This window comes from Pseudomonas sp. GW821-FHT09C08, from assembly GCF_059418125.1.
In genome coordinates this window covers 747,888-770,820 of record NZ_JBWKPG010000003.1, presented here as the reverse complement: position 1 = coordinate 770,820, position 22,933 = coordinate 747,888, and the positions used below count along the sequence as shown (strand labels likewise).

The 22,933-nt window shown below is 60.7% G+C and carries 24 protein-coding genes; 9 read left to right on the top strand and 15 right to left on the bottom strand.

Annotation, left to right across the window (positions count from 1 at the left end; all coding sequences use genetic code 11):
• Positions 1-350: 350 nt before the first annotated feature.
• Positions 351-1,550, bottom strand: a complete 1,200-nt coding sequence (gene tyrS, locus AC07OJ_RS14595; RefSeq protein ID WP_065904579.1) for a tyrosine--tRNA ligase — start codon at positions 1,548-1,550, stop codon at positions 351-353.
• 209 nt (positions 1,551-1,759) lie between these two features.
• Here tyrS and AC07OJ_RS14590 point away from each other — a divergent pair, with 209 nt between their 5' ends.
• Positions 1,760-3,178 carry a peptidoglycan DD-metalloendopeptidase family protein gene (locus AC07OJ_RS14590; protein ID WP_315415547.1) on the top strand — a complete coding sequence of 473 codons (1,419 nt, stop codon included), beginning with the start codon at positions 1,760-1,762 and terminating at the stop codon, positions 3,176-3,178.
• A 3-nt stretch (positions 3,179-3,181) separates the two neighbouring features.
• Positions 3,182-4,273, top strand: coding sequence for an anhydro-N-acetylmuramic acid kinase (locus tag AC07OJ_RS14585; RefSeq protein WP_495094710.1), 1,092 nt, complete (start codon positions 3,182-3,184; stop codon positions 4,271-4,273).
• An 80-nt stretch (positions 4,274-4,353) separates the two neighbouring features.
• On the opposite strand, the gene erpA is transcribed toward AC07OJ_RS14585, so the two are convergent.
• Positions 4,354-4,704 (bottom strand): iron-sulfur cluster insertion protein ErpA, encoded by a 351-nt coding sequence (gene erpA / locus AC07OJ_RS14580; protein ID WP_003176443.1) that lies wholly within the window; start codon positions 4,702-4,704, stop codon positions 4,354-4,356.
• Positions 4,705-4,850: 146 nt separating this feature from the next.
• A complete protein-coding gene (gene argC, locus AC07OJ_RS14575; protein ID WP_106802487.1) occupies positions 4,851-5,885 on the bottom strand; it encodes an N-acetyl-gamma-glutamyl-phosphate reductase in 1,035 nt (344 codons plus the stop codon).
• A gap of 136 nt (positions 5,886-6,021) precedes the next feature.
• Between argC and hemJ the strand changes: the two genes are divergently transcribed.
• The 6 genes from hemJ to coq7 all read left to right on the top strand — a co-directional run bounded on the left by hemJ (position 6,022) and on the right by coq7 (position 10,490).
• The gene (hemJ, locus tag AC07OJ_RS14570; protein ID WP_106802486.1) at positions 6,022-6,450 is read left to right on the top strand and encodes a protoporphyrinogen oxidase HemJ; all 429 of its coding nucleotides are present in this window, start codon (positions 6,022-6,024) and stop codon (positions 6,448-6,450) included.
• 24 nt (positions 6,451-6,474) lie between these two features.
• The gene (locus tag AC07OJ_RS14565) at positions 6,475-7,437 is read left to right on the top strand and encodes an NAD(P)H-dependent flavin oxidoreductase (RefSeq protein ID WP_065904588.1); all 963 of its coding nucleotides are present in this window, start codon (positions 6,475-6,477) and stop codon (positions 7,435-7,437) included.
• A 69-nt stretch (positions 7,438-7,506) separates the two neighbouring features.
• Positions 7,507-8,469 carry a DUF805 domain-containing protein gene (locus AC07OJ_RS14560; RefSeq protein WP_201145991.1) on the top strand — a complete coding sequence of 321 codons (963 nt, stop codon included), beginning with the start codon at positions 7,507-7,509 and terminating at the stop codon, positions 8,467-8,469.
• Between the two features lie 62 nt (positions 8,470-8,531).
• On the top strand, positions 8,532-9,320 hold the full coding sequence (locus AC07OJ_RS14555; protein ID WP_065904592.1) for an SDR family NAD(P)-dependent oxidoreductase: 789 nt from the start codon (positions 8,532-8,534) through the stop codon (positions 9,318-9,320).
• A 46-nt stretch (positions 9,321-9,366) separates the two neighbouring features.
• On the top strand, positions 9,367-9,705 hold the full coding sequence (locus AC07OJ_RS14550) for a histidine triad nucleotide-binding protein (protein WP_010206940.1): 339 nt from the start codon (positions 9,367-9,369) through the stop codon (positions 9,703-9,705).
• Positions 9,706-9,842: 137 nt separating this feature from the next.
• Positions 9,843-10,490 (top strand): 2-polyprenyl-3-methyl-6-methoxy-1,4-benzoquinone monooxygenase, encoded by a 648-nt coding sequence (coq7, locus tag AC07OJ_RS14545; RefSeq protein ID WP_017138087.1) that lies wholly within the window; start codon positions 9,843-9,845, stop codon positions 10,488-10,490.
• Between the two features lie 72 nt (positions 10,491-10,562).
• Here coq7 and AC07OJ_RS14540 read toward each other — a convergent pair whose 3' ends face one another.
• Positions 10,563-10,985, bottom strand: a complete 423-nt coding sequence (locus tag AC07OJ_RS14540) for an OsmC family protein (RefSeq protein ID WP_005792019.1) — start codon at positions 10,983-10,985, stop codon at positions 10,563-10,565.
• Positions 10,986-11,233: 248 nt separating this feature from the next.
• Between AC07OJ_RS14540 and crp the strand changes: the two genes are divergently transcribed.
• Positions 11,234-11,878: a cAMP-activated global transcriptional regulator CRP gene (gene crp / locus AC07OJ_RS14535; RefSeq protein WP_065904593.1), complete on the top strand. Its 645-nt coding sequence runs from the start codon at positions 11,234-11,236 to the stop codon at positions 11,876-11,878.
• On the opposite strand, the gene AC07OJ_RS14530 is transcribed toward crp, so the two are convergent.
• From AC07OJ_RS14530 to AC07OJ_RS14480, 11 genes are all read right to left on the bottom strand, one after another.
• Positions 11,875-12,570 carry a lipoate--protein ligase family protein gene (locus AC07OJ_RS14530; RefSeq protein ID WP_120450174.1) on the bottom strand — a complete coding sequence of 232 codons (696 nt, stop codon included), beginning with the start codon at positions 12,568-12,570 and terminating at the stop codon, positions 11,875-11,877. The two genes, crp and AC07OJ_RS14530, sit on opposite strands and share 4 nt — an antisense overlap.
• A gap of 156 nt (positions 12,571-12,726) precedes the next feature.
• Positions 12,727-13,563 carry an indole-3-glycerol phosphate synthase TrpC gene (trpC, locus tag AC07OJ_RS14525; protein ID WP_065904597.1) on the bottom strand — a complete coding sequence of 279 codons (837 nt, stop codon included), beginning with the start codon at positions 13,561-13,563 and terminating at the stop codon, positions 12,727-12,729.
• On the bottom strand, positions 13,560-14,609 hold the full coding sequence (gene trpD / locus AC07OJ_RS14520; protein ID WP_065904599.1) for an anthranilate phosphoribosyltransferase: 1,050 nt from the start codon (positions 14,607-14,609) through the stop codon (positions 13,560-13,562). Before trpD ends, trpC begins: the two co-directional genes overlap by 4 nt.
• A 9-nt stretch (positions 14,610-14,618) precedes the next feature.
• On the bottom strand, positions 14,619-15,212 hold the full coding sequence (locus AC07OJ_RS14515; RefSeq protein WP_495094709.1) for an aminodeoxychorismate/anthranilate synthase component II: 594 nt from the start codon (positions 15,210-15,212) through the stop codon (positions 14,619-14,621).
• A 10-nt stretch (positions 15,213-15,222) separates the two neighbouring features.
• Positions 15,223-16,704, bottom strand: a complete 1,482-nt coding sequence (gene trpE, locus AC07OJ_RS14510; RefSeq protein ID WP_213552734.1) for an anthranilate synthase component I — start codon at positions 16,702-16,704, stop codon at positions 15,223-15,225.
• Between the two features lie 68 nt (positions 16,705-16,772).
• Entirely contained in the window at positions 16,773-17,591 is an 819-nt protein-coding gene (locus tag AC07OJ_RS14505; protein ID WP_065904604.1) for a phosphoglycolate phosphatase, read from the bottom strand.
• Complete coding sequence (gene rpe, locus AC07OJ_RS14500; RefSeq protein ID WP_065904606.1) at positions 17,588-18,262, bottom strand: ribulose-phosphate 3-epimerase; 675 nt, start codon at positions 18,260-18,262, stop codon at positions 17,588-17,590. Before rpe ends, AC07OJ_RS14505 begins: the two co-directional genes overlap by 4 nt.
• A gap of 84 nt (positions 18,263-18,346) precedes the next feature.
• Positions 18,347-19,495 carry an iron-containing alcohol dehydrogenase gene (locus AC07OJ_RS14495; protein WP_120450178.1) on the bottom strand — a complete coding sequence of 383 codons (1,149 nt, stop codon included), beginning with the start codon at positions 19,493-19,495 and terminating at the stop codon, positions 18,347-18,349.
• Between the two features lie 123 nt (positions 19,496-19,618).
• The gene (locus AC07OJ_RS14490; RefSeq protein ID WP_017739612.1) at positions 19,619-20,443 is read right to left on the bottom strand and encodes an ABC transporter permease; all 825 of its coding nucleotides are present in this window, start codon (positions 20,441-20,443) and stop codon (positions 19,619-19,621) included.
• Between the two features lie 12 nt (positions 20,444-20,455).
• Positions 20,456-21,688 (bottom strand): ABC transporter permease, encoded by a 1,233-nt coding sequence (locus AC07OJ_RS14485; RefSeq protein ID WP_495094708.1) that lies wholly within the window; start codon positions 21,686-21,688, stop codon positions 20,456-20,458.
• A gap of 197 nt (positions 21,689-21,885) precedes the next feature.
• Positions 21,886-22,926, bottom strand: a complete 1,041-nt coding sequence (locus tag AC07OJ_RS14480; RefSeq protein ID WP_106802479.1) for an ABC transporter substrate-binding protein — start codon at positions 22,924-22,926, stop codon at positions 21,886-21,888.
• Positions 22,927-22,933 lie beyond the last annotated feature (7 nt).

Genomic DNA, 22,933 nt, shown 5'->3' with positions numbered 1-22,933 from the left:
CAGCAGCCTCATTTGCTGTCAAGTGATTATTTTCAGAAGTTTTCGAAGATTTCTTCAACAACTTCAACCACTTGCGCCTCCGATATCTCGTTAGCGGGAGGCGAATTCTACAGCGTTATACGCTGCTGTCAACACCTCTTTTTCTCCGCTTTCGACCGAGAGGATCGAAACGTTAATAGAGCCAAACAACCCTGCTCTACCAACTCCCTCCGGGCTTCGATGAACTGAAGCAAGCCGCTGTCGAATCTCGCGTAACTCTTTGTTTACCAAGGAGTTTTCCGTCTCGACTGCGCCGGAAGTGGGGCGAATTATAGACAGATATAATTCGCCGTCAACACTTAATTTTAGGTTTATTCGGATTTGAGCGTAATACGCGCAAATGCCTTCTTCCCGGCCTGGCAGACGTGGGTAGCGCCCAGCGCGTATATAAAGGTGCGATCGACAACCTCACCATCTATACGCACACCACCGGAACCCAGGAGGTCACGCGCAACCGCCGAGTTTTTGACCAGGCCTGCCTTATTAAGCACGGCAGCAATCGGCATCGCCTCAGCGGCAGACAGCTCAATCTCCGGCAGATCATCCGGCAGCTCGCCATCCTTCATGCGATTGCCCGCCGCGCGATGCGCACTGGCCGCCGCCTCTTCACCATGGAAGCGCGCAACGATCTCTTCAGCCAGCTTGATCTTGACGTCACGCGGATTGGCGCCCGCCTCGACATCAGCGCGCAGGGCATTGATCTCATCCATGGAGCGGAAGCTCAACAGCTCGAAGTAGCGCCACATCAGCGCGTCGGGAATGGAAACCAGCTTGCCGTACATCACGCCCGGCGCCTCCTGGATGCCGACATAGTTGCCCAGGGACTTGGACATCTTCTTGACGCCATCCAGCCCTTCCAGCAACGGCATGGTCAGAATGCACTGGGCCTCCTGCCCATAAGCACGCTGCAGTTCACGCCCCATCAACAGGTTGAACTTCTGGTCGGTGCCGCCCAACTCAACGTCAGCACGCAACGCTACCGAGTCATAGCCCTGAACCAGCGGATATAGGAACTCATGAATGGCGATCGGCTGATTTGTCGAGTAACGCTTGTCGAAGTCATCGCGCTCAAGCATGCGCGCCACGGTGTACTGGGAGGTCAGGCGAATGAAATCCGCCGGCCCCATCTGATCCATCCAGGTGGAGTTGAACGCCACCTCGGTTTTCGCCGGATCGAGAATCTTGAACACCTGAGTCTTGTAGGTCTCGGCATTGTCGAGAACCTGCTCGCGCGTCAGCGGCGGACGCGTTGCACTCTTGCCACTCGGATCACCGATCATCCCGGTGAAGTCACCTATAAGGAAGATGACCTGGTGCCCCAGCTCCTGGAACTGGCGCAGCTTATTAATAAGCACGGTATGCCCCAGGTGCAGATCCGGCGCCGTCGGATCAAAGCCAGCCTTGATACGCAGGGGCTGGCCACGCTTGAGCTTTTCGATCAGCTCGGCCTCGACCAACAGTTCTTCCGCACCACGTTTTATCAGCGCTAGCTGCTCTTCAACCGACTTCATAACAGACCCGCAAGGCTCAGATTCAAAAGGGAACCAACCATACAAGATCAGGGACTAATTACAAGTTTTGCCCTGCGCACGGACACCGTTCAGCAAGCCCAGCGTTCGCGAGCTTGCGCCACAGATGATTTGGTTATATTTTATACAGTTATTTCATCTTCATCATGTCATTCATCTTTTCCATTTCATCTTCAAAGTCAAAATTACTTATGACCACAGAACCGTCTAAAGCGCCGCCGCTTTACCCGAAGACCCACCTGCTCGCAGCAAGTGGTATCGCCGCCCTTCTCAGCCTGGCACTCCTGGTATTCCCTTCCAGTGACGTAGAAGCCAAACGAACATCCCTGAGCCTTGACCTGGAAAGCCCGGTTGAACAACTCACACAAGATCAAGACGCTTCCGACGCACAACAAGCCACAAATGCGCCAACCGAATCGCCGTTCGCACAGATAGAAAGCAGCCCCGAAGACACCCAGCAGGCAACCCAGGACCAGCCTGTACCTGCTGCTGACGCGGCCAAGAACCCTCTGCACCGCGAAGTGATCGTGGCCAAGGGCGACACCCTGTCGACCCTGTTCGGGAAAGTCGGCCTCCCTGCCACTACCGTTAACGAGGTACTGGCCAGCGACAAACAAGCCAAGCAATTCACCCAGCTAAAACATGGCCAAAAGCTTGAATTCGAATTCACTCCCGATGGCCAGCTGAACAACCTGCACAGCAATGTCAGCGACCTTGAAAGCATCACCCTGACCAAGGGCGCCAAAGGCTTCGCCTTCAACCGCATTACCACCAAGCCGGTGATGCGCTCCGCCTACGTCCACGGCGTGATCAACAGTTCGCTGTCACAATCCGCCGCACGCGCCGGCTTGTCCCATAGCATGACCATGGACATGGCCAGCGTGTTTGGCTACGACATCGACTTCGCCCAGGACATCCGCCAGGGCGACGAATTCGACGTGATCTACGAGCAGAAAGTCGCCAACGGCAAAGTGGTCGGTACCGGCAATATTCTCTCCGCGCGCTTCACCAACCGCGGCAAGACCTACACCGCCGTGCGCTACACCAACAAGCAAGGCAACAGCAGCTACTACACCGCCGATGGCAATAGCATGCGCAAGGCCTTCATCCGCACCCCGGTAGACTTCGCTCGTATTAGCTCGCGTTTCTCCATGGGTCGCAAGCATCCAATTCTGAACAAAATTCGCGCTCACAAGGGCGTGGACTATGCAGCCCCGCGCGGCACGCCCATCAAGGCAGCCGGTGACGGCAAGGTGCTGCTGGCCGGACGTCGCGGCGGTTACGGCAATACCGTGATCATCCAGCACGGCAATACCTACCGCACGCTGTATGGCCACATGCAGGGCTTCGCCAAGGGCGTGTCGACCGGCAGTAATGTCAAGCAAGGCCAGGTGATCGGCTACATCGGCACCACCGGCCTGTCGACCGGCCCGCACTTGCACTACGAGTTCCAGGTGAATGGCGTGCACGTCGACCCACTGGGCCAGAAACTGCCAATGGCCGACCCGATCGCCAAGGCCGAGCGCGCCCGCTTCCTGCAACAAAGCCAGCCGCTGATGGCGCGCATGGACCAGGAGCGCTCCACCCTGCTCGCCTCGGCGAAGCGCTAAGCCATGCCACGCTATATAGGTGTGATGTCCGGGACCAGCCTCGATGGCCTGGACATAGCCCTGATCGAACAAGACCCGGCGATCAAACTGATCGCCACGCACTACATCCCCATGCCCAGCGCCCTGCGCACCGAGCTGCTGGGTCTTTGCGCCAGCGGCCCGGATGAGATAGCGCGCTCGGCCATCGCCCAGCAGCACTGGGTAGAACTCGCCGCGCAAGGCATTCACGCCTTGCTCGAGCAGCAAAACCTCAAGCCCCAGGAAATCCGCGCGATTGGCAGCCATGGCCAGACCATCCGCCACGAACCCGCTCGGGGTTTTACGGTGCAGATTGGCAACCCTGCTCTACTCACAGAGCTGACAGGCATCACCGTTGTCAGTGACTTTCGCAGCCGCGATGTAGCTGCCGGCGGCCAGGGCGCGCCATTGGTGCCCGCGTTTCATGAAGCATTGTTTGGTGAACGCACCGGCAACCGTGCCGTATTGAATGTGGGAGGCTTCAGCAATCTCAGCCTGATCGAGACCGGCAAGCCTGTCGCCGGTTTCGACTGCGGCCCGGGCAACGTCTTGTTGGACGCCTGGATTCAGCTGCAGCGCGGCGAACACTTTGATCGCGACGGCCAGTGGTCTGCCAGCGGCAAGGTAGAACCCCAACTGCTCAACGCGCTGCTGGCCGATCCCTTCTTCCAGACCCAAGGCCCGAAAAGCACCGGGCGCGAAGTGTTCAACCTCGAGTGGCTGCAACAACACCTCGCATGCTTGCCCGTGTTCGAGCCCCAAAATGTCCAGGCTACCCTGCTGGAACTGACGGCCCAGACCATCGTGGAGTCCTTGCAGGCTGCACAGGCCCAGACAGAGACCCTGCTGGTCTGTGGCGGCGGCGCCCACAATGGCACACTGATGAAGCGGCTGGCCGCGCTGCTCCCTGCGACCCAGGTCAGCAGTACTGCCACTTTCGGCGTAGACCCCGACTGGGTCGAAGCGATGGCCTTCGCCTGGCTGGCCCATTGCTGCCTGGCAGGCATTGCCGCCAACCGCCCGAGCGTCACCGGTGCACGCGGACTGCGGATACTGGGTGCCATTTACCCCGCGTAACAATACCCAGACAGCAAAACGCCGCTTGGCCGATCAAAGCCAAGCGGCGTTTTTGTATCCGTTGCAGACCAGGACGTCGATCAGATCGAGAACGAAGACCCGCAACCACAGGTAGTGGTAGCGTTAGGGTTCTTGATCACGAAACGCGACCCCTCCAGACCTTCCTGGTAATCCACCTCGGCACCTGCCAGGTATTGGAAGCTCATCGGATCCACGACCAGGCTCACGCCCTCGCGCTCGACGATGGTGTCGTCATCGGCCACATCTTCATCGAAGGTAAAACCGTACTGAAACCCTGAACAACCGCCGCCCGTAACGAATACGCGCAGCTTCAAGCGATCATTACCCTCTTCATCGACCAGGCTCTTCACCTTGTGCGCAGCACCGTGGGTGAATTGCAAAGCCGTGGGGGTGAAGGATTCAACGCTCATGCTGATAATCTCCCGGCGTAGCGCCGCCATATGCGTAATGGCCGGCATTATCCGCTTCTCCTAGAAAAGCGGTCAACTATTATGGGAGCAGTGGCAAGCTTCACGCCATGAGCTTCGAGCTTGCCACTTACACCTTGAAGCTGTTTTTAAGGCAGCATGCCCGCGTGGGACAAGCCCAGCTTCTCATCCAGGCCAAACAGGATGTTCATGTTCTGCACCGCCTGGCCCGACGCACCCTTGACCAGGTTGTCGATCACCGACAGCACCACGACCAGATCGCCATCCTGAGGACGATGCACGGCAATCCGGCACACGTTGGCGCCGCGCACGCTGCGGGTTTCCGGGTGGCTGCCGGCTGGCATTACGTCGACGAACGGTTCATTGGCGTAGCGCTTTTCAAACAATGCCTGCAGATCCACCGACCGATCGACCACGGTTGCGTACAGTGTGGAGTGAATGCCACGGATCATCGGCGTCAGATGCGGCACGAAAGTCAGGCCCACCTCCTTACCTGCGGCACGGCGCAGCCCTTGGCGGATTTCCGGCAGATGGCGATGCCCTTTTACCGCGTACGCCTTCATGCTTTCCGACGTCTCGGAGTACAGCGAACCCACAGCCGCACCACGACCGGCGCCACTCACACCCGACTTGCAGTCCGCGATCAGGCGCGAAGCATCCGCCAGGCCCGCTTCCAGCAATGGCAGGAAACCCAACTGCGTGGCGGTGGGATAGCACCCCGGTACCGCGATCAGGCGCGCTTGCTTGATCTGCTCACGATTGACTTCCGGCAGGCCGTAGACCGCTTCCTCCAGCAATTGCGGCGCACCGTGGGGCTGGCCGTACCACTTGGCCCACTCATCGGCATCCTGCAGGCGAAAGTCCGCCGACAAGTCGATCACCTTGGTGCCCGCAGCCAGCAATTCGCCAGCCAACGCGTGAGCAACGCCGTGAGGAGTGGCAAAGAACACCACATCGCAGGCGCCCAGTGTCTTGATGTCCGGAACGCTGAACGCCAGGCCGTCATAGTGGCCGCGCAGGTTCGGGTACATATCGGCCACGGCCAGCCCGGCCTCGGATCGGGAAGTGATGACCACCACCTCAGCTTGCGGATGCTGAGCCAACAGACGCAGCAATTCGACACCGGTGTAACCCGTGCCGCCGACGATACCGACCTTGACCATAAACCTGCCCTCAACGAACCCACTGGAAAGCCGTCGATAATAGGGGCCGTATCGTCCTGCGACAACCGTCAACGTGACGTACGGGCGCATGAGCCACTACTATCTTCAGTTACCGTGAACCTGGGAATAACTAGAAATGCTCTATCTATGGATCAAAGCCTTCCACATCGTCAGCATCGTCTGCTGGTTTGCCGGGTTGTTCTACCTGCCACGCCTGTTTGTCTACCACGCCCAAAGCGAAGACACCGTCAGCAAGGAACGCTTCAGCATCATGGAGCGCAAGCTCTACCGCGGCATCATGGGCCCGGCGATGGTCGCCAGCCTGGTATTCGGCATCTGGCTGATTGCGCTCAACCCTGCGATCTTTAAATCCGGCGCCTGGATCCACGCCAAGCTCACCCTGGTGGTGTTGCTGATCGGCTACCACCACATGTGCGGCGCGCAGGTAAAACGCTTCGCCCGTGGCGAAAACACCCGCAGCCATGTCTTTTATCGCTGGTTCAATGAAGTGCCCGTTCTGATATTGCTGGCTATCGTAATTTTGGTCGTGGTCAAACCGTTCTAATTTCAATTACTCGGGGTACCTCCAATGTCGCTGCCCGCTTTGCTTGAACAACGTCTGCGCCTGCCGGTCGTCGCTGCGCCGATGTTTCTGATTTCCAACCCCCAGCTGGTCCTGGCGTGCTGTCGCAACGGGGTGGTCGGCAGCTTTCCGGCGCTCAATCAGCGCGAGAGCAGCGGCTTCAAGGCTTGGCTGGAGGAAATCGAAGCGGGCCTGGCGCAGTTGGACAATCCCGCGCCGTATGCCGTCAACCTGATCGTGCATAACAGCAACCCACGGCTTGAGGCTGACCTGGCGATCTGCGTCGAGCACAAGGTGCCCATCGTCATCACCAGCCTCGGTGCAGTGAAGGAGCTGGTGGATGCCGTCCACAGCTACGGCGGCTTGGTGTTCCACGATGTCACGACCCGGCGCCATGCCGAAAAGGCCGCTGAAGCCGGCGTGGATGGCTTGATTGCCGTAGCCGCCGGAGCCGGTGGTCATGCTGGCACCTGGAGCCCATTCGCACTGATCGCCGAGATTCGCCAGTTCTTCGACAAGACCCTGCTGCTGGCCGGCTGCCTCAACCATGGACACGAAATCCTCGCGGCCCAGTTGTTGGGCGCAGACCTGGCGTATTTCGGCACGCGCTTTATCGGCACCACCGAAAGCCACGCCCCGGATGCCTATAAAGAGATGCTGCTCACATCGCGCGCCGCCGACATCGTGCACACTCCCGCTGTCTCCGGCGTGCCTGCCAGCTTCATGCGCCAGAGCCTGGAAAACGCCGGTTTCGACCTGGCTGCGCTGCAAGGCAAGGGCGAAGTCAACTTCGGCTCCAAGCTCAAGCCGTTGAGCGACGAAGCGAAAGCCTGGAAGACGGTATGGTCTGCCGGCCAGGGTGTCGGCGAGATTGACGATTTGCCCAGCGTCGATGAACTCGTTGCCCGCCTGGATGCCGAATACCGCAAGGCGCGCGAGCAGGCCGCACAATTGCGCTGGCCGCGCTGAACCCATCGCAAGGCCTGCCGATCCGGCAAGCCTGCACCACCTCCCTGAACAAGTGACAAGGAAGCCCGCATGAGCGACAACCGTTTCAAGATTGTGTTTGATGGAGCCTTGCTCCCGGGTGTCGAAAGCACCACGGCCAAACTGAACCTGGCCGAGCTGTTCAAGAGTGAAGTCGAAGCCATCGAGAAACTCTTCACTGGCCGCCCGGTTGCACTCAAACGCGATCTATCCCGTCCGGATGCCGAAACCTACCTTACTGCGCTGAAAAACGCCGGGGTGGATGCGCGCATCGAACCCGAACAACCAGTGGCCTTCAGCCTCGCCGAAACCCACGAGACGGAGTCCTCCAACACCGATTACTCGCGCCCGGCGGCCTCACCTTACGCCCCGCCACGCGCCACCGTGGGCGATGAACTGCCGGAATACGCCACCCTCAAGGTCTTTACCATCCACGGGCGCATTGGCCGTCTGCGGTATCTGGCCTGGACGCTGGTATTGACTCTCGCGCTGCTGGTGGCTGGCGGCATTATCAGCACCGTCAGTTTCGCGGTAGCCACGGCCTCGCCAGTATTGGGCACCCTCATTGGCGTGGTGCTCGGCCTGGCATTGTTCGTTGCGCTGGTGTGGGTCAGCGTGCAAATCGGTGTGCAGCGCCTGCACGACCTGGGATGGTCCGGCTGGCTGTACTTTCTGAACCTCGTACCTCTGGTGAACAGCGTCTTCCCGATCCTGCTGCTGGTATTGCCAGGTAATGCGGGCGCCAACCAATACGGCGCACCGCCTCCGCGCAACTCCACGGCGGTAAAAGTCCTCGCCACGTTGTGGCTGGCGTTTATCCCGGTGGTGCTGGCCATCGTCGTCACGCTGGGCATGAACGGCTACCTGGACCAGCTCGAAGCCAACATGGACAGCAGCTACGAAAGCAGCTCCATCACCTCCGATGACGACGCCGATCAAGCCGCCACTGTCGAGGAAGACGACGCGCAAAGTGCTGACGAAGCGGCCGAACCTGTAGACTCTCCAGAACAGTAAAGAAACGCCCGCCGCCTGTGATGCCTCCGTCACAGGCCGGGGGCGTTGCGATGGAGAAAGGCATGACCCGTTACGCTCTGATCACCGGTGCCTCCAGCGGCATCGGCCTGGCCTTGGCCGAAGCCCTTGCCCGTCGCGGCCGCAGCTTGATTCTGGTGGCCCGCCAGCGTGATCAGTTGGAAAGCATTGCAATCGAATTGACTCAACGCTTTGGCGTCGAAGTGCTGTTTCGCGCCTGCGACCTGGGCGAGCCACTGCGCTTGTCCGGGTTCCTGCTGGAGCTGGAAGAAGGCGAGCGGCAGATCGATTTGCTGGTGAACTGCGCCGGTATCGGCACCAGCGGCCCATTCCTGGCCCAGGACTGGATGACCGAGCAGGATCTGATCGAAGTCAACATCCTGGCCCTGACCCGCATGTGTCACGCCCTTGGCAATGCCATGGCGCTGCATGGCGGCGGGCAGATCCTCAACGTTGCCTCGGTCGCAGCGTTCCAGCCCGGCCCGTGGATGAGCAGCTATTACGCCAGCAAGGCCTATGTACTGCACTTCTCCGAAGGACTGCGTGAAGAACTCAAGACCTGTGGCATCAAGGTCTCGGTGCTCTGCCCGGGCCCGACGCGTACCGCGTTCTACGGCACCGCGCAAATGGACACGGCCAAGCTCGAGGGCAGCGACAAGCTGATGAGCCCGGAAGAAGTTGCGCTTTACACCGTGCGTGCGCTGGAAAAGAACAAAGCCATCATCATTCCCGGCCGACGCAACCGCTGGATCGCCTTCAGCCCGCGTTTCAGTCCGCGCTGGCTCACCCGCAAGATTGCCGGGGCCATCAACAAGGCCTATTGCCCGCGCTGATTGCCTGAGTACACTCACCCTGCACTTTCATAATGGAGAAACAGCTGTGGATACTCTGTTCACCAAGATCATCAACAGAGAAATACCCGCGGATATCATCTACGAAGATGATCAAGTCCTTGCCTTCAAGGACATCCACCCGGCAGCCCCCGTGCATTTCCTGGTGATCCCGAAGAAACACATTCCCACCCTTAACGACCTGACTGAGGAAGACAAGGCCCTGGCTGGCCATATTCTGTTCACTGCCCAGCGCCTGGCGGTGGAACAAGGCTGCGAAGAAGGCTTCCGGGTGGTGATGAACTGCAACCCGAAAGGCGGACAGACCGTTTATCACATCCATATGCATGTGCTGGGTCAGCGCCAGATGAACTGGCCGCCGGGCTGATTCCCCGTTGGAGCTTGCGACTGCTTCGTAGTCGAACGGCAGCAAGCTCCCTCACCACAAGGGCAAATTGACTCAGCGCAAACGCTTCCCCCTCTCTTGCGGTAAACTGGCCGCCGAGATTCTTCCCGGAGGTCAGCATGACTACCCAACGTCACTACTCGCCGATTGATCGCCTGTTGCTGCAAGCCGACATGGCCATGCGCACGCTGCTGCCTTTCAGCGGCCAACCGTATCGCCCGTCGCCCGCCATCGTGCAGCCCGATGCACAGATGAGCGAGACCGATACCCGCCATGTCGCTGGCCTGATGCGTATCAACCATACCGGTGAAGTCTGTGCCCAGGCGCTGTATCAAGGCCAGGCCTTGACCGCCAAGCTGCCGCAGGTGCGTGCAGCCATGGAGCATGCGGCCGAGGAAGAAATCGACCACCTGGCCTGGTGCGAGCAACGCATCCGCCAGCTGGGGAGCCACCCCAGCGTGCTGAACCCGCTGTTTTATGGCTTGTCGTTTGGCATCGGCGCCGCCGCAGGGCTGATCAGCGACAAGGTCAGCCTGGGTTTTGTCGCAGCAACCGAACATCAGGTGTGCAAGCACCTGGATGAGCACCTTGAGCAACTGCCGGCCGAAGACGAAAAGTCGCGGGCGATTCTCGAACAAATGCGCATCGACGAAGAGCACCACGCCGAAAGCGCGCTGGATGCCGGCGGCTTTCGCTTCCCGGCTCCGGTGCGGTTTGGCATGAGCGTGCTGGCCAAGGTCATGACCAAAAGCACGTATCGGATCTGACTGCAGCAAGCCTGAGTCGCAAAAAAAGGGCGCTTTCAAAGCGCCCTTTCTTTTTGCCAGCAGATTGTGCGATCAACCCAGCTCAATGATTTCGTAATCATGGGTGATGGCCACACCGGCCGCGCCCAGCATGATCGACGCCGAGCAGTACTTCTCTGCCGACAGCTCGATGGCCCGCTTGACCTGGGCTTCCTTCAGCGCCCGCCCCTTGACCACAAAGTGCATGTGGATCTTGGTGAACACCTTGGGATCTTCAGTGGCGCGCTCGGCTTCCAGGAACGCTTCGCAGCTTTCCACGGCCTGGCGGGACTTCTTCAGGATACTGACCACGTCAAAATTGCTGCAACCGCCTACACCCAGCAGGAGCATTTCCATCGGGCGTACGCCCAGGTTACGGCCACCGGCTTCCGGCGGGCCGTCCATGACCACCACATGGCCACTGCCCGACTCACCGAGGAACATGGCTTCGCCCGCCCATTGGATGCGTGCCTTCATCGCCCAGACTCCACTGCTAAAAAAGGATCGCCAGCTTAGCACAGGGGTTGATCACGGCAGTGTTTCCCATGAAAGCGATCAATAGCAGGGTTTCCCGGCTAATTTGGCTAATAGAGACAGAATGTGTCTGGTAAGCTGGCGCCAACTCAATGGCGCATTGCCATCCTTTGTACAGCGTGTATCAATGCCGATACCGCTGGTATAAAAACAAATCCATCTACACCGTGCAGTCTTTTCGGGATACAACCATGGTTGCTCTTACTCCCATACCCAAGATCAAGAATCTCGACAAGCTGCTGATGCACTGCCAGCGCCGGCGCTATCCGGCCAAGCACAACATCATCTGCGCCGGCGAGCGTTCCGAAACGCTGTTCTTCATTATCAAAGGCTCGGTCACCATCCTGATCGAGGATGAAGACGGCCGTGAAATGATCATCGCCTACCTGAACACCGGGGATTTCTTTGGGGAGCTGGGGCTGTTTGAACAGGCCGGCAAGGAGCAGGAGCGCAGTGCCTGGGTGCGCGCCAAGGTCGAATGCGAAGTGGCCGAGATCAGTTACGCCAAATTTCGCGAACTGGCCCAGCACGATCCCGACATTCTCTACGCCCTCAGCGGGCAAATCGCCCAGCGTCTGCGCGACACCACGCGCAAGGTCGGCGACCTGGCGTTCTTTGATGTCACCGGCCGCGTGGCGCGCTGCCTGTTGGAGTTGTGCAAGCAGCCCGACGCCATGACCCATCCCGACGGCATGCAGATCAAAGTCACGCGCCAGGAAATCGGGCGCATTGTCGGCTGTTCACGGGAGATGGTCGGACGGGTGCTCAAGGACCTCGAAGAGCGCAACCTGGTGCACGTCAAAGGCAAGACGATGGTGGTGTTCGGTACCCGTTAAGCCGGCAGGAAGCTGGCCAACATCTGACGGTACAACGTGTCGAGCCGGCTGATGGCGTCCGGCGCGGCGAAGGCTTCGTGCAGGGCGATATGGCTGTCGGCACGTACCCGCTGCTCAAGGCCACACGCCTGGTTGAAGCGATTGACCGCCGCGATCAACTCATCGCGATCGTTTTCCAGCAACAGCGCACCGTGCACCAACCCCACCGGACGACCGCCGACTTGTCGCCAGCGCTGCGCAGTGCCGACCATCTTGCGACCGTTGAGGTTGACGTTATAGCGACCATCACAAAACGCCCCGTCGATTTCACCGACCGAGGCGTCACCGCCCAACTCGATCAACAGATCGCAGATCGGCTGGCATAAACGCTGGTAACCGGTTTCGATGCGGCCTTGGTCGCCTTCGCTGCGTGGGGGTGCGTAGACCAGGGCAATATTTACCGTGGCACTCGACTGCGGCACCGGCTCGCCGCCGGTTTCGCGCAGCAATACCGGCCAACCGGCGTCCGCCGAGACCTGGCTGGCGGTTTCGAACGCTGGCAGCCGACTCAAGCGGCGGGGCATTACCAGCGCTTGGTCGCTGGGTTGCCAGAACAATAGGCCGAATTCCTGCTCACCCGCGCAAACGGCCGCCAGGAGGTCTTGCTCGGCGGCAAGACCTGCTTGGACAGTCATCGACATTGGCTTGGTCATCGAACACCTACCTCTCTGGATCAGCACAGAATCAAATGTGGGAGCTGGCTTGCCTGCGATGCAGGCACCTCGGTGTATCTATATCACCAAGGTGACGCTATCGCAGGCAAGCCAGCTCCCACAAAAGCCAGCCCCCACACTTACCGACGTTGAAAGTCAGTCGAGGGTCGAACCACTCACCGCCACGCCACGCTCCGGGAAGAACAGACGCTGCAACTCCGCCCCCGGGTTCTCGGCACGCATGAAGGTCTCGCCCACCAGGAACGAGTACACCCCACTGATTTCCATCAGTTCCACATCGGCACGGTTGACGATGCCACTCTCGGTAATCACCAGACGGTCGCGCGGAATCCGCGGCAGCAGGTCGAGGGTGTTTTCCAGGCTGACTTCGAAGGTGTGCAGATTACGGTTGTTGACGCCCACCAGCGGGGTGTCGAGGGTTTTCAGCGCACGTTCCAGCTCATCACCGTCGTGTACTTCGACCAGCACATCCAGGCCGACACTCTTGGCCACGGCCGCCAGCTCCGCCATCTTCACATCATCCAGCGCGGAGACGATCAGCAGCACGCAGTCGGCGCCCAAGGCGCGGGCTTCGACGATCTGGTACGGGTCGACCATGAAATCCTTGCGGATCACCGGCAACTTGCACGCCGCGCGAGCCTGCTGCAGGAACAGGTCGCTGCCTTGGAAGTAATCGATATCGGTGAGCACGGAGAGGCACGTCGCCCCGCCCTTCTCATAGCTCTTGGCAATGTCTTCAGGAATGAAGATCTCGCGGATCACACCCTTGCTGGGCGAAGCCTTCTTGATTTCAGCAATGACGGCAGGCTGTTTTTCCTTGGCCTGCTTGATCAGTGCATTGGCAAAACCACGCGGTGCGTCAGCGATTTTCGCCTGGCTTTCCAGCTCGGCGAGGCTGACGCGAGCACGGCGCTCGGCGACTTCTTCGGCCTTGCGGGCCAGGATCTTTTCCAGAACGGTCGGCACACTCATCCTTCATTCTCCATCTTGAATACTGCGGTGAATGCTCCCAGTTCTTCGAGCTTCTCGCGAGCCAGACCAGTGTGCAGCGCATCGTGGGCCAAGGCGACACCTTCCTTAAGACTATAGGCGTGGTCGGCTGCGTAAAGTGCCGCGCCAGCATTCAGAACAATCATTTCCGCCGCTTTTTGACCGTTCTCGGTCTTGCGACGCCCGAGGGCATCGCGAATCAGTTCCAGCGATGCCGCCGGGCTTTCCACCGCCAGGCCGTGCAGGCTCTGGCTTTTCATGCCCAAGTCTTCAGGCTCGACCCAGTATTCGGTGACCTGGTCGTCCTTCAACTCCGCCACGAAGGTCGGTGCTGCCAGGCTGAATTCGTCCAGGCCGTCCTTGGAATGCACCACCAGCACATGCTTGCTGCCCAGGCGTTGCAATACTTCCGCCAGCGGCCGGCACAGGGCCTGGCTGAACACGCCGACCACCTGGTGCTTCACACCGGCCGGATTCGTAAGCGGGCCGAGCATGTTGAACAGGGTACGCAGGCCGAGGTCCTTGCGCGGGCCTGCGGCGTGCTTCATCGCGCCATGGTGGGACTGGGCAAACATGAAGCCGATGCCGACGTTGTCGATGCAGCGCGCCACTTGTACCGGGGTCAGGTTCAGGTAGATGCCGGCCGCTTCCAGCAGGTCGGCACTGCCGCTCTTGCCGGACACCGCACGGTTGCCGTGCTTGGCCACGGTGCAACCCGCCGCCGCGACCACAAAGGAGGACGCCGTCGACACGTTGAAAATATTCGCACCGTCGCCGCCGGTGCCGACCACATCGACCACGCCATCGAGGGTCTTGAGCTCAACCTTGTCCGCCAGCTCGCGCATGACCGACACGGCGCCGACGATCTCGTCGATGCTCTCGCTCTTCATGCGCATGGCCATCATGAACGCGCCGATCTGCGCGTCGGTGCATTGACCGGTCATGATCTCGCGCATCACATCGCTCATTTCAGCGGTGCTCAGGTCCAGGTGGCCGACGATACGGCTCAGGGCAGTCTTGATATCCATGGAAAGTCCTTAGCGCGTGCCGCCGCTCTGCTTGAGAAAGTTGGCGAACAGCTCGTAGCCCTGCTCGGTCAGGATCGATTCGGGGTGAAATTGCACCCCTTCGATATTCAGTGTCTTGTGGCGCAGGCCCATGATCTCGTCGACCGAACCGTCTTCCAGTTGGGTCCAGGCGGTGAGTTCCAGGCATTCCGGCAGGGTCTCGCGCTTGACCACCAGCGAATGGTAGCGGGTCACGGTCACCGGCAGGTTGAGGCCGTGAAACACGCCCACATCATTATGGAACACCGGGCTGGTCTTGCCGTGCATCACATGGCGCGCGCGCACCACGTCACCGCCAAAGGCCTGGCCGATGGACTGGTGGCCCAGGCACACGCCCAGGATCGGCAGCTTGCCGGCGAAATATTGGATTGCTTCCAGGGAAATACCCGCCTCGGTCGGCGTGCACGGGCCTGGCGAAACCACGATACGCTCCGGGTTCAGGGCAGCGATCTCGGCCACGCTCAGTTCGTCGTTGCGCACTACCTTGACCTCGGCACCCAGCTCACCCAGGTACTGCACAACGTTGTAGGTAAAGGAGTCGTAGTTATCAATCATCAGCAACATGGGGGAAACCTCAGGAATTGGGGGTCTGTTCAGCCAGCGCAACGGCGCGGAACATCGCGCGGCGCTTGTTCAGGGTTTCTTCCCATTCGAGGGCCGGCACCGAGTCGGCGACGATCCCGCCGCCGGCCTGCACGTGCAGTTCCCCGTCCTTGATCACCGCCGTACGGATCGCAATGGCGGTGTCCATGTTGCCGTTCCAGGCGAAATAACCCACGGCGCCGCCGTAGACACCGCGCTTGACCGGTTCCAGCTCGTCGATGATCTCCATCGCGCGGATCTTCGGCGCACCCGACAAGGTGCCCGCCGGCAGAATCGCGCGCAGCGCGTCCATCGCGGTCAAGCCGGCTTTCAGCTCACCGGTGACGTTGGACACAATGTGCATCACATTCGAGTAACGCTCGATCACCATCTTCTCGGTGAGTTTCACCGAACCGATTTCCGACACACGCCCGGTGTCGTTGCGGCCCAGGTCGATCAGCATCAGGTGCTCGGCGATTTCCTTGTCGTCACTGAGCAGGTCTTCTTCCAGCGCCAGGTCGGCTTCTTCGGTCGCGCCACGCGGGCGTGTGCCGGCGATCGGGCGCACGGTGATCAGGTTGTCTTCGACCCGCACCAGCACTTCCGGCGAACTGCCCACCACGTGGAAGTCGCCAAAGTTGAAGAAGTACATGTACGGCGTCGGGTTGAAGCAGCGCAGTGCGCGATACAGGTCGATCGGCGCAGCCTTGAAGTCGATGGACATGCGCTGCGACGGCACCACTTGCATGCAGTCACCGGCGAGGATGTATTCCTTGATGGTATCGACCGCGCGCTCGTAGTCATCCTGAGTAAAGCTTGAACGAAAGATCGGGTCGGCTGCCGGTGGACGGCTGAGGTCCAGGCCGCGACGCGGGGTGATCGGCTGGCGCAGTTTTTCCAGCAGGGCTTCGAGGCTGGCCTGGCCCTGCTCGAAGGCGTCGGCCTTGGACGGGTCGGCGAGCACGATCGCGTGCATCTTGCCGGCGAGGTTGTCGAACACTACCACCGCATCCGAGACCATCAACAGAATGTCCGGCACACCCAGCGGATCCGGGTTCGGGCATTTGCCCAGGCGTTTTTCCACGTAGCGCACGCAGTCGTAGCCGAAATACCCCACCAGGCCGCCGTTGAAACGCGGCAGGCCAGGGATGGTCGGCACGTTGTAGCGCGCCTTGAAGGTTTCGACGAACGCCAGCGGGTCTTCCACGTCATGGCTTTCGATCTCGACGCCATCATGGGTGATGCTCACGTGATGGTCGTGCACCCGCAGTACGGTGCGGCATGGCAGGCCGATGATCGAGTAACGGCCCCACTTCTCGCCGCCCTGTACCGATTCGAGCAGGTAGGAGTTGGGCTCGTCGGCCAGTTTCAGGTAGATCGACAGCGGCGTATCGAAGTCGGCCAGGGTTTCGCAGGCCAGGGGAATGCGGTTATAGCCGGCAGCGGCCAAACGCAGGAATTCTTCGCGGGTCATGATGTGCCTCGTGGCATGAGGGTCTAACAGTCAGGTATGCAAACGTGCCGCAGCGCGGCCAGGATCAGTCAGGCGCGCCAACGCCAGCGGGCCAGGGCCTTGATGACTTTCATCCAGAGTTTGCGAGTGACCACCACGATGGAATTTCCAGAAGGGGACGGATCGATGTCGGGCAACGTTATCTCAGCGCCCGCTCCCAAGCAACCGGGGATTAACAGTCGCAGGTCATCAATCACCAGCGCCGGCGACTCTTCGGCGATCGGCCGGCCATGGTTGTAGCCGTAACTAAGCGCCACGCACTGCACGCCAGCGGCCTTTGCCGCCAGCACATCACTGCGCGAATCGCCGACAAACAACGACTGGGAGGCCGGGATATTGGCCATTTTCATCACGAAAAACAGCGCTGCCGGGTCGGGCTTCTTCTGCGGCAAGGTATCGCCACCGATGATCCAGCGGAAATACCGGCCGATTTTCATCTGGTCCAACAGCGGCGCGACGAAACGCTCCGGCTTGTTGGTGATCAGGGCCATTTCCACGCCCTGCTTGCTCAGCCATTTGAGCGTGTCGCGCACGCCGGGGTAGACCACGGTCAGTTCGTGGCCGCCTTCATAGGCGGCATTGAACAGTTCCAGGGCGTGCTCGGCCTCGACATCGTCGACGCCTTCGGCATCGATGTGATTGGCCAAGGCCCGGCGCACCAGCATCTGCACGCCGTTGCCGACCCACTCGCGCACCGATTCGATCCCCGCCGGCTTGCGCCCCAGCTTGAGCAGCATCTCGTCCACCGCCGCTGCCAGGTCAGGCACCGAATCGATCAACGTACCGTCCAGATCGAACATCACCAGCCGTGGCAGCTTGCCGGGAAACAGCTGCTCGAAGCCGCTCATGGACGCGCCAGCGCCAGTTCTGCACGCATCTTGTCGATGACTTCCTGGTAATCGGGGGCGTTGAAGATCGCCGAGCCGGCCACAAAGGTGTCGGCGCCTGCTGCTGCGATTTCACGGATATTGTTGACGTTGACCCCGCCGTCGATTTCCAGGCGGATATCGCGGCCCGAGGCATCGATCAGCGCGCGGGCTTCGCGCAGTTTGTTCAGGGTGCCGGGGATGAACTTCTGCCCGCCGAAGCCTGGGTTGACGCTCATCAGCAAGACCATGTCGACCTTGTCCATCACGTATTCAAGCACGCTCAACGGGGTGGCCGGGTTGAACACCAGGCCCGCCTTGCAGCCGCCTTCGCGGATCAGTTGCAGGGTGCGGTCGACGTGCAGCGTGGCTTCCGGGTGGAACGTGATGTAGGTGGCGCCGGCCTCGATGAAGTCACCGACGATGCGGTCCACCGGGCTGACCATCAGGTGCGCGTCGATCGGCGCGGTGACGCCGTACTTGCGCAGCGCCGCGCAGACCATCGGGCCGATGGTCAGGTTGGGCACGTAGTGGTTGTCCATGACATCGAAGTGCACGAAGTCGGCACCGGCGGCCAACACTTTGTCCACTTCCTCACCCAGGCGGGCGAAGTCGGCGGAGAGAATCGATGGAGCAATGACGAAGGGCTGCATGACGCACCTTTTTTGAGCTAAATCACGATGGCGCGCATTGTATACCTCATGCTTTGCCCTGCGCACCGTGACCTGGCTCAACGGCTAGTACGCAGCCCGATAGATTTTCTCGATATCCGCCGCGCTGAGCTTGCGCGGATTGTTGCGCATCAGGCGCTCGATACCGGCCGCTTCGGTGGCCATGGACGCGATAGCCTCCTCGGGCACGCCAAAGCTGCGCAGGCCTGCCGGGATCTCCACGGCAGCGCACAAGCGTGTCATCGCCTCGACTGCCTGGTCGGCCGCATCGTTGACGCTGAGCCCGCTCACATTCACGCCCATGGCCTGGGCAATGTCCTGCATGCGCTCGACACAGGCCAGCTTGTTCCAGTGCATCACATACGGCAGCAACAGGGCGTTGCTCACGCCGTGGGCGATATTGAAGCGTCCGCCCAGCGGGTACGCCAATGCGTGCACCGCGCCGACCCCGGCGTTACCGAACGCCATGCCGGCCATCAGGCTCGCGGTGGCCATGTCATCGCGGGCCTGCAGGTTGGCCGGGTTGGCGTAGGCCTTGGGCAGCGCCGTGGCAATCAGCTTGATCGCGCCAATGGCCAGGGCATCGGTGATCGGCGAGGCGTTCAGCGACAAATAGGACTCGATGGCATGCACCAGCGCATCCACACCACTGGCCGCGGTGACACTGCGCGGGCAGGTCAAGGTCATTTGCGGGCTGATCAACGCGACATCCGGCAGCAGGTAATCGCTGACGATGCCTTTCTTCAACTGCGCGGCCTTATCGGAGAGGATCGCCACATTGGTCACCTCGGAGCCGGTGCCGGCAGTGGTGGGGATCGCGATCAGCGGCGGGCCCTTGCGCGGCACCTGGTCGACGCCGAACAAATCCGCCAGTGCGCCATGGTAACCGGCATAGGCCGCGACACTCTTGGCGATGTCGATGGCGCTGCCACCGCCCACGCCGATCAGGCCATCGTGCCCGCCTTCGCGGTACACGCGCATGCAGTCCTCGACGATGGCGATTTCCGGGTCGGGCAGCACGCGGTCGAAGATTTCGTAAGTGCGCTCACCAAGGTGTTCGAGCGCCAGCGCCACGGTGCCGGACTTGACCAGTGCGGCATCGGTGACGATCAGCGGATTGTCCACATCCAGGCGTGTGAGTTCGGCAGCCAGTTGTTCGATGGCGCCAGCGCCGGTCAGCAGTTTGTGGGCGATCTTGAATGAGGAAGTACTCATGTGCGCGGCCTCTTATTCGGAAATGGGCTGGCACTAGAGTAGCTGAGGGAAATAGGTTGTCAGCCATTCAGCAACTGAATGGTCTGAATGAACACAAAACCACATTTTGATCTCCGCTTGGGTTTAGACCTGGGCGGTGCGCAGTTTCTCGCTGCGGCCGCGCAGCCATTCCAATGTCAGTAACAGCAAGACCGAGAAGGCAATCAACAAGGTCGCTGCCGCAGCAATGGTCGGGCTGAGGTTCTCGCGGATGCCGCTGAACATCTGGCGCGGCAGGGTCGCTTGCTCGGGGCCGGCGAGGAACAGCGTCACCACCACCTCATCGAACGACGTGGCGAAGGCGAACAGCGCGCCGGAGATCACCCCCGGTGCAATCAACGGCAGGGTCACCCGGCGAAACGCGGTCAATGGCGAAGCGCCCAGGCTGGCAGCCGCCCGCACCAGATTATGGTTGAACCCCTGCAACGTCGCCGACACGGTGATGATGACAAACGGCACGCCGAGCACGGCGTGCACCACAATCAGCGAGAAAAAACTGTTGCCCAGGCCCAGCGGCGCAAAGAACAGGTAACTGGCCACGCCAATGATCACCACCGGCACCACCATCGGCGAAATCACCAAGGCCATGACCAAGGCTTTGCCGGGGAAATTCCCGCGCGTCAGGCCAATCGCCGCCAGCGTGCCGAACACCATGGCCAGCACCGTGGCCGCCGGGGCGACGATGATGCTGTTCTTCAAGGCACGCATCCATTCGGCCGAGGCGAAGAAGTCCTGGTACCAGTGCAGCGAAAAACCCTGCAGCGGGTACACCAGGAAACTGCCGCTGTTGAACGACAGCGGGATGATCACCAGCACGGGCAGGATCAGGAACAGCAGGATCAGGCCGCAGAGAATCCGCAAGCTGTAGAACCACACCCGCTCGACGGGCGACATATAAGGGCTCAGCATCGCAAGGTCTCCTCAGCTCAGGCGCAGGCGACTGGCGCCCACCAGCCGGTTATAGATCAGGTACAGCACCACGGTCGCCAGCAGCAGCAAGCCGCCCAGCGCCGTCGCCATGCCCCAGTTGATGCTGGTGTTGGTGTAGAAGGCCACGAAGTAGCTGACCATCTGGTCGTTCGGGCTGCCGAGCAGCGCCGGCGTGATGTAGTAACCAATCGCCAGGATGAACACCAGCAGGCAGCCGGCGCCGACCCCGGCGTAGGTCTGCGGGAAGTACACGCGCCAGAAGCTCGCGAATGGGTGACAACCCAGGGAAATTGCCGCACGCATATAGGTGGGCGAGATGCCCTTCATCACGCTGTAGATCGGCAGGATCATGAACGGCAGCAGGATGTGCACCATCGAGATGTAGACCCCGGTGCGGTTGAACACCAGCTCCACCGGTTTGTCGACCAGGCCCATGCCCATCAACGCGCTATTGATCAGGCCACCGGACTGCAGCAACACGATCCACGCCGCCACCCGCACCAGGATCGAGGTCCAGAACGGCAGCAGCACGAGGATCATCAGCAGGTTGCTTTTGCGCGCCGGCAGGTTGGCCAACAGGTAGGCCAGGGGATAGGCCAGCAGCAGGCACACGAAGGTGATCACCAGGCCCATCCAGAAGGTGCGGGCGAAGATGTCCACGTAGATCGCCTGGTCCGGCGTGGCCGGGGCGACTTCGCCGAGGTCGTCGATGCGATGATCGACGGCCGCCAGCAGGTAATACGGTGTGAGGCTGCTGGTATTGCGCCGGATCGCCTGCCAGTACGCCGGGTCGCCCCAGCGTTCATCGAGGCTTTCCAGCGCTTCTTTATAGGAAGCGGGTGCGTCGCTGAACGGCAGCGCCCGCGCGGTTTTGGTCAGCAGGCTGCGATAGCCGGCCAGTTCCATGTTCAAGCGCTTGGACAGGTCGCCCAGGGTCTGGTTTTTACGCGCTTCGCCCAGGTCCTCGCTGAGGGCCTGATACACCGGCTCGCCCGGCAAACCCCGGCCATCCCAGGTCTTCACCGCGACCACGGTGCGCGGCAAACCGCCCACCACTTCCGGGTTGCCGACGCTTTTGTAAAGCAGCGCAACAATCGGCACCAGGAACACCAGCAGCAAAAACAGCACCAGCGGCGCAATCAAGGCCTGCGCCTTCCAGCGATTGAGCCGCTCGGCACGCGCCAGGCGCTGCTTGAGGGTGGGGCTGGGAATGGCGATAACCATGGCAAACTCCGGAACTTGAAAATGAATGCGCTCTGCCCAACACAGCAGATTTCATGTGGGGGCGGGCTTGTGTGGGAGCGCGCTGGCTCGCGAATGCGGTGTGACAGTCAGCCCATGAGGAGACTGATCCACCGTATTCGCGAGCAAGCCCGCTCCCACACTTACCGGTTCGCACATGGGTCCAGCGGTGTTGCAGGTTATTTGGCAGCCCAGGAATTGAAGCGCTGCTCCAACTGCTCGCCGTTGTCCGCCCAGAAGCTCACATCGATCTGCACCTGGTTGGCGATGTTCTCTGGCGTGGTCGGCATATCCTTCAGCACATCCTTGGCCAGCAACGGTACGGCTTGGGTATTGGCCGGGCCGTAAGCGATGTTTTCCGAATAGGTTTTCTGCTGCTGCGGCTGCACCGAGAAGGCGATGAATTTCTTCGCCGCTTCCGCGCGATCCTTGGCCAGGCCCTTCGGAATAGCCCAGGCATCGAAGTCGTAGATGCCGCCGTTCCACACCACTTTCAGGTTGCTCTCTTTCTGCACGGCAGCTATGCGACCGTTGTAGGCCGAGCTCATCACCACGTCGCCCGAGGCGAGGTACTGCGGCGGCTGTGCACCGGCTTCCCACCACTGGATCGACGGCTTGAGTTCGTCGAGTTTCTTGAACGCACGGTCCTGGCCATCCTTGCCGGCCAGCACTTTGTAGACGTCCTTCGGTGCAACCCCATCAGCCATCAAGGCGAATTCCAGGGTGTACTTGGCGCCCTTGCGCAGGCCGCGCTTGCCCGGGAATTTCTTGGTGTCCCAGAAATCTGCCCAACTGGTCGGCGCAGAAGCCAGCTTGTCGGCGTTGTAGGCCAATACGGTGGACCACACGAAGAAGCCCACGCCGCACGGCTGGATCGCGCCCTTCACGTAGTCGCCCGCGTTGCCGAACAGTTTCGGGTCCAGCGGCTCGAACATATCTTCGTCGCACCCACGCGACAGTTCCGGGGATTCGACTTCCACCAGGTCCCAGGACACGCTCTTGGTATCGACCATGGCCTTGACCTTGGCCATTTCGCCGTTGTACTCGCCAGCGACGATCTTGCCGTTGCCGGCACTTTCCCACGGTGCATAGAAAGCCTTGACCTGGGCCGCCTTGTTCGCGCCGCCGAAGGACACGACCGTCAGGTCCGGGCCTGCCATGGCCTGTGTCGCGCCCATCAATCCAATCGCCAGGGCCGAATATTTAAGGGATCTCAACATTGTTGTT

Coding starts and splice junctions, on each gene's coding strand:
- tyrS (WP_065904579.1), bottom strand. CDS start 1,550: ATGAAGTCGGTTGAAGAGCAGCTAGCGCTGATAAAACGTGGTGCGGAA.
- AC07OJ_RS14590 (WP_315415547.1), top strand. CDS start 1,760: ATGACCACAGAACCGTCTAAAGCGCCGCCGCTTTACCCGAAGACCCAC.
- AC07OJ_RS14585 (WP_495094710.1), top strand. CDS start 3,182: ATGCCACGCTATATAGGTGTGATGTCCGGGACCAGCCTCGATGGCCTG.
- erpA (WP_003176443.1), bottom strand. CDS start 4,704: ATGAGCGTTGAATCCTTCACCCCCACGGCTTTGCAATTCACCCACGGT.
- argC (WP_106802487.1), bottom strand. CDS start 5,885: ATGGTCAAGGTCGGTATCGTCGGCGGCACGGGTTACACCGGTGTCGAA.
- hemJ (WP_106802486.1), top strand. CDS start 6,022: ATGCTCTATCTATGGATCAAAGCCTTCCACATCGTCAGCATCGTCTGC.
- AC07OJ_RS14565 (WP_065904588.1), top strand. CDS start 6,475: ATGTCGCTGCCCGCTTTGCTTGAACAACGTCTGCGCCTGCCGGTCGTC.
- AC07OJ_RS14560 (WP_201145991.1), top strand. CDS start 7,507: ATGAGCGACAACCGTTTCAAGATTGTGTTTGATGGAGCCTTGCTCCCG.
- AC07OJ_RS14555 (WP_065904592.1), top strand. CDS start 8,532: ATGACCCGTTACGCTCTGATCACCGGTGCCTCCAGCGGCATCGGCCTG.
- coq7 (WP_017138087.1), top strand. CDS start 9,843: ATGACTACCCAACGTCACTACTCGCCGATTGATCGCCTGTTGCTGCAA.
- AC07OJ_RS14540 (WP_005792019.1), bottom strand. CDS start 10,985: ATGAAGGCACGCATCCAATGGGCGGGCGAAGCCATGTTCCTCGGTGAG.
- crp (WP_065904593.1), top strand. CDS start 11,234: ATGGTTGCTCTTACTCCCATACCCAAGATCAAGAATCTCGACAAGCTG.
- AC07OJ_RS14530 (WP_120450174.1), bottom strand. CDS start 12,570: ATGACCAAGCCAATGTCGATGACTGTCCAAGCAGGTCTTGCCGCCGAG.
- trpC (WP_065904597.1), bottom strand. CDS start 13,563: ATGAGTGTGCCGACCGTTCTGGAAAAGATCCTGGCCCGCAAGGCCGAA.
- trpD (WP_065904599.1), bottom strand. CDS start 14,609: ATGGATATCAAGACTGCCCTGAGCCGTATCGTCGGCCACCTGGACCTG.
- AC07OJ_RS14515 (WP_495094709.1), bottom strand. CDS start 15,212: ATGTTGCTGATGATTGATAACTACGACTCCTTTACCTACAACGTTGTG.
- trpE (WP_213552734.1), bottom strand. CDS start 16,704: ATGACCCGCGAAGAATTCCTGCGTTTGGCCGCTGCCGGCTATAACCGC.
- AC07OJ_RS14505 (WP_065904604.1), bottom strand. CDS start 17,591: ATGAGCGGCTTCGAGCAGCTGTTTCCCGGCAAGCTGCCACGGCTGGTG.
- rpe (WP_065904606.1), bottom strand. CDS start 18,262: ATGCAGCCCTTCGTCATTGCTCCATCGATTCTCTCCGCCGACTTCGCC.
- AC07OJ_RS14495 (WP_120450178.1), bottom strand. CDS start 19,495: ATGAGTACTTCCTCATTCAAGATCGCCCACAAACTGCTGACCGGCGCT.
- AC07OJ_RS14490 (WP_017739612.1), bottom strand. CDS start 20,443: ATGCTGAGCCCTTATATGTCGCCCGTCGAGCGGGTGTGGTTCTACAGC.
- AC07OJ_RS14485 (WP_495094708.1), bottom strand. CDS start 21,688: ATGGTTATCGCCATTCCCAGCCCCACCCTCAAGCAGCGCCTGGCGCGT.
- AC07OJ_RS14480 (WP_106802479.1), bottom strand. CDS start 22,926: ATGTTGAGATCCCTTAAATATTCGGCCCTGGCGATTGGATTGATGGGC.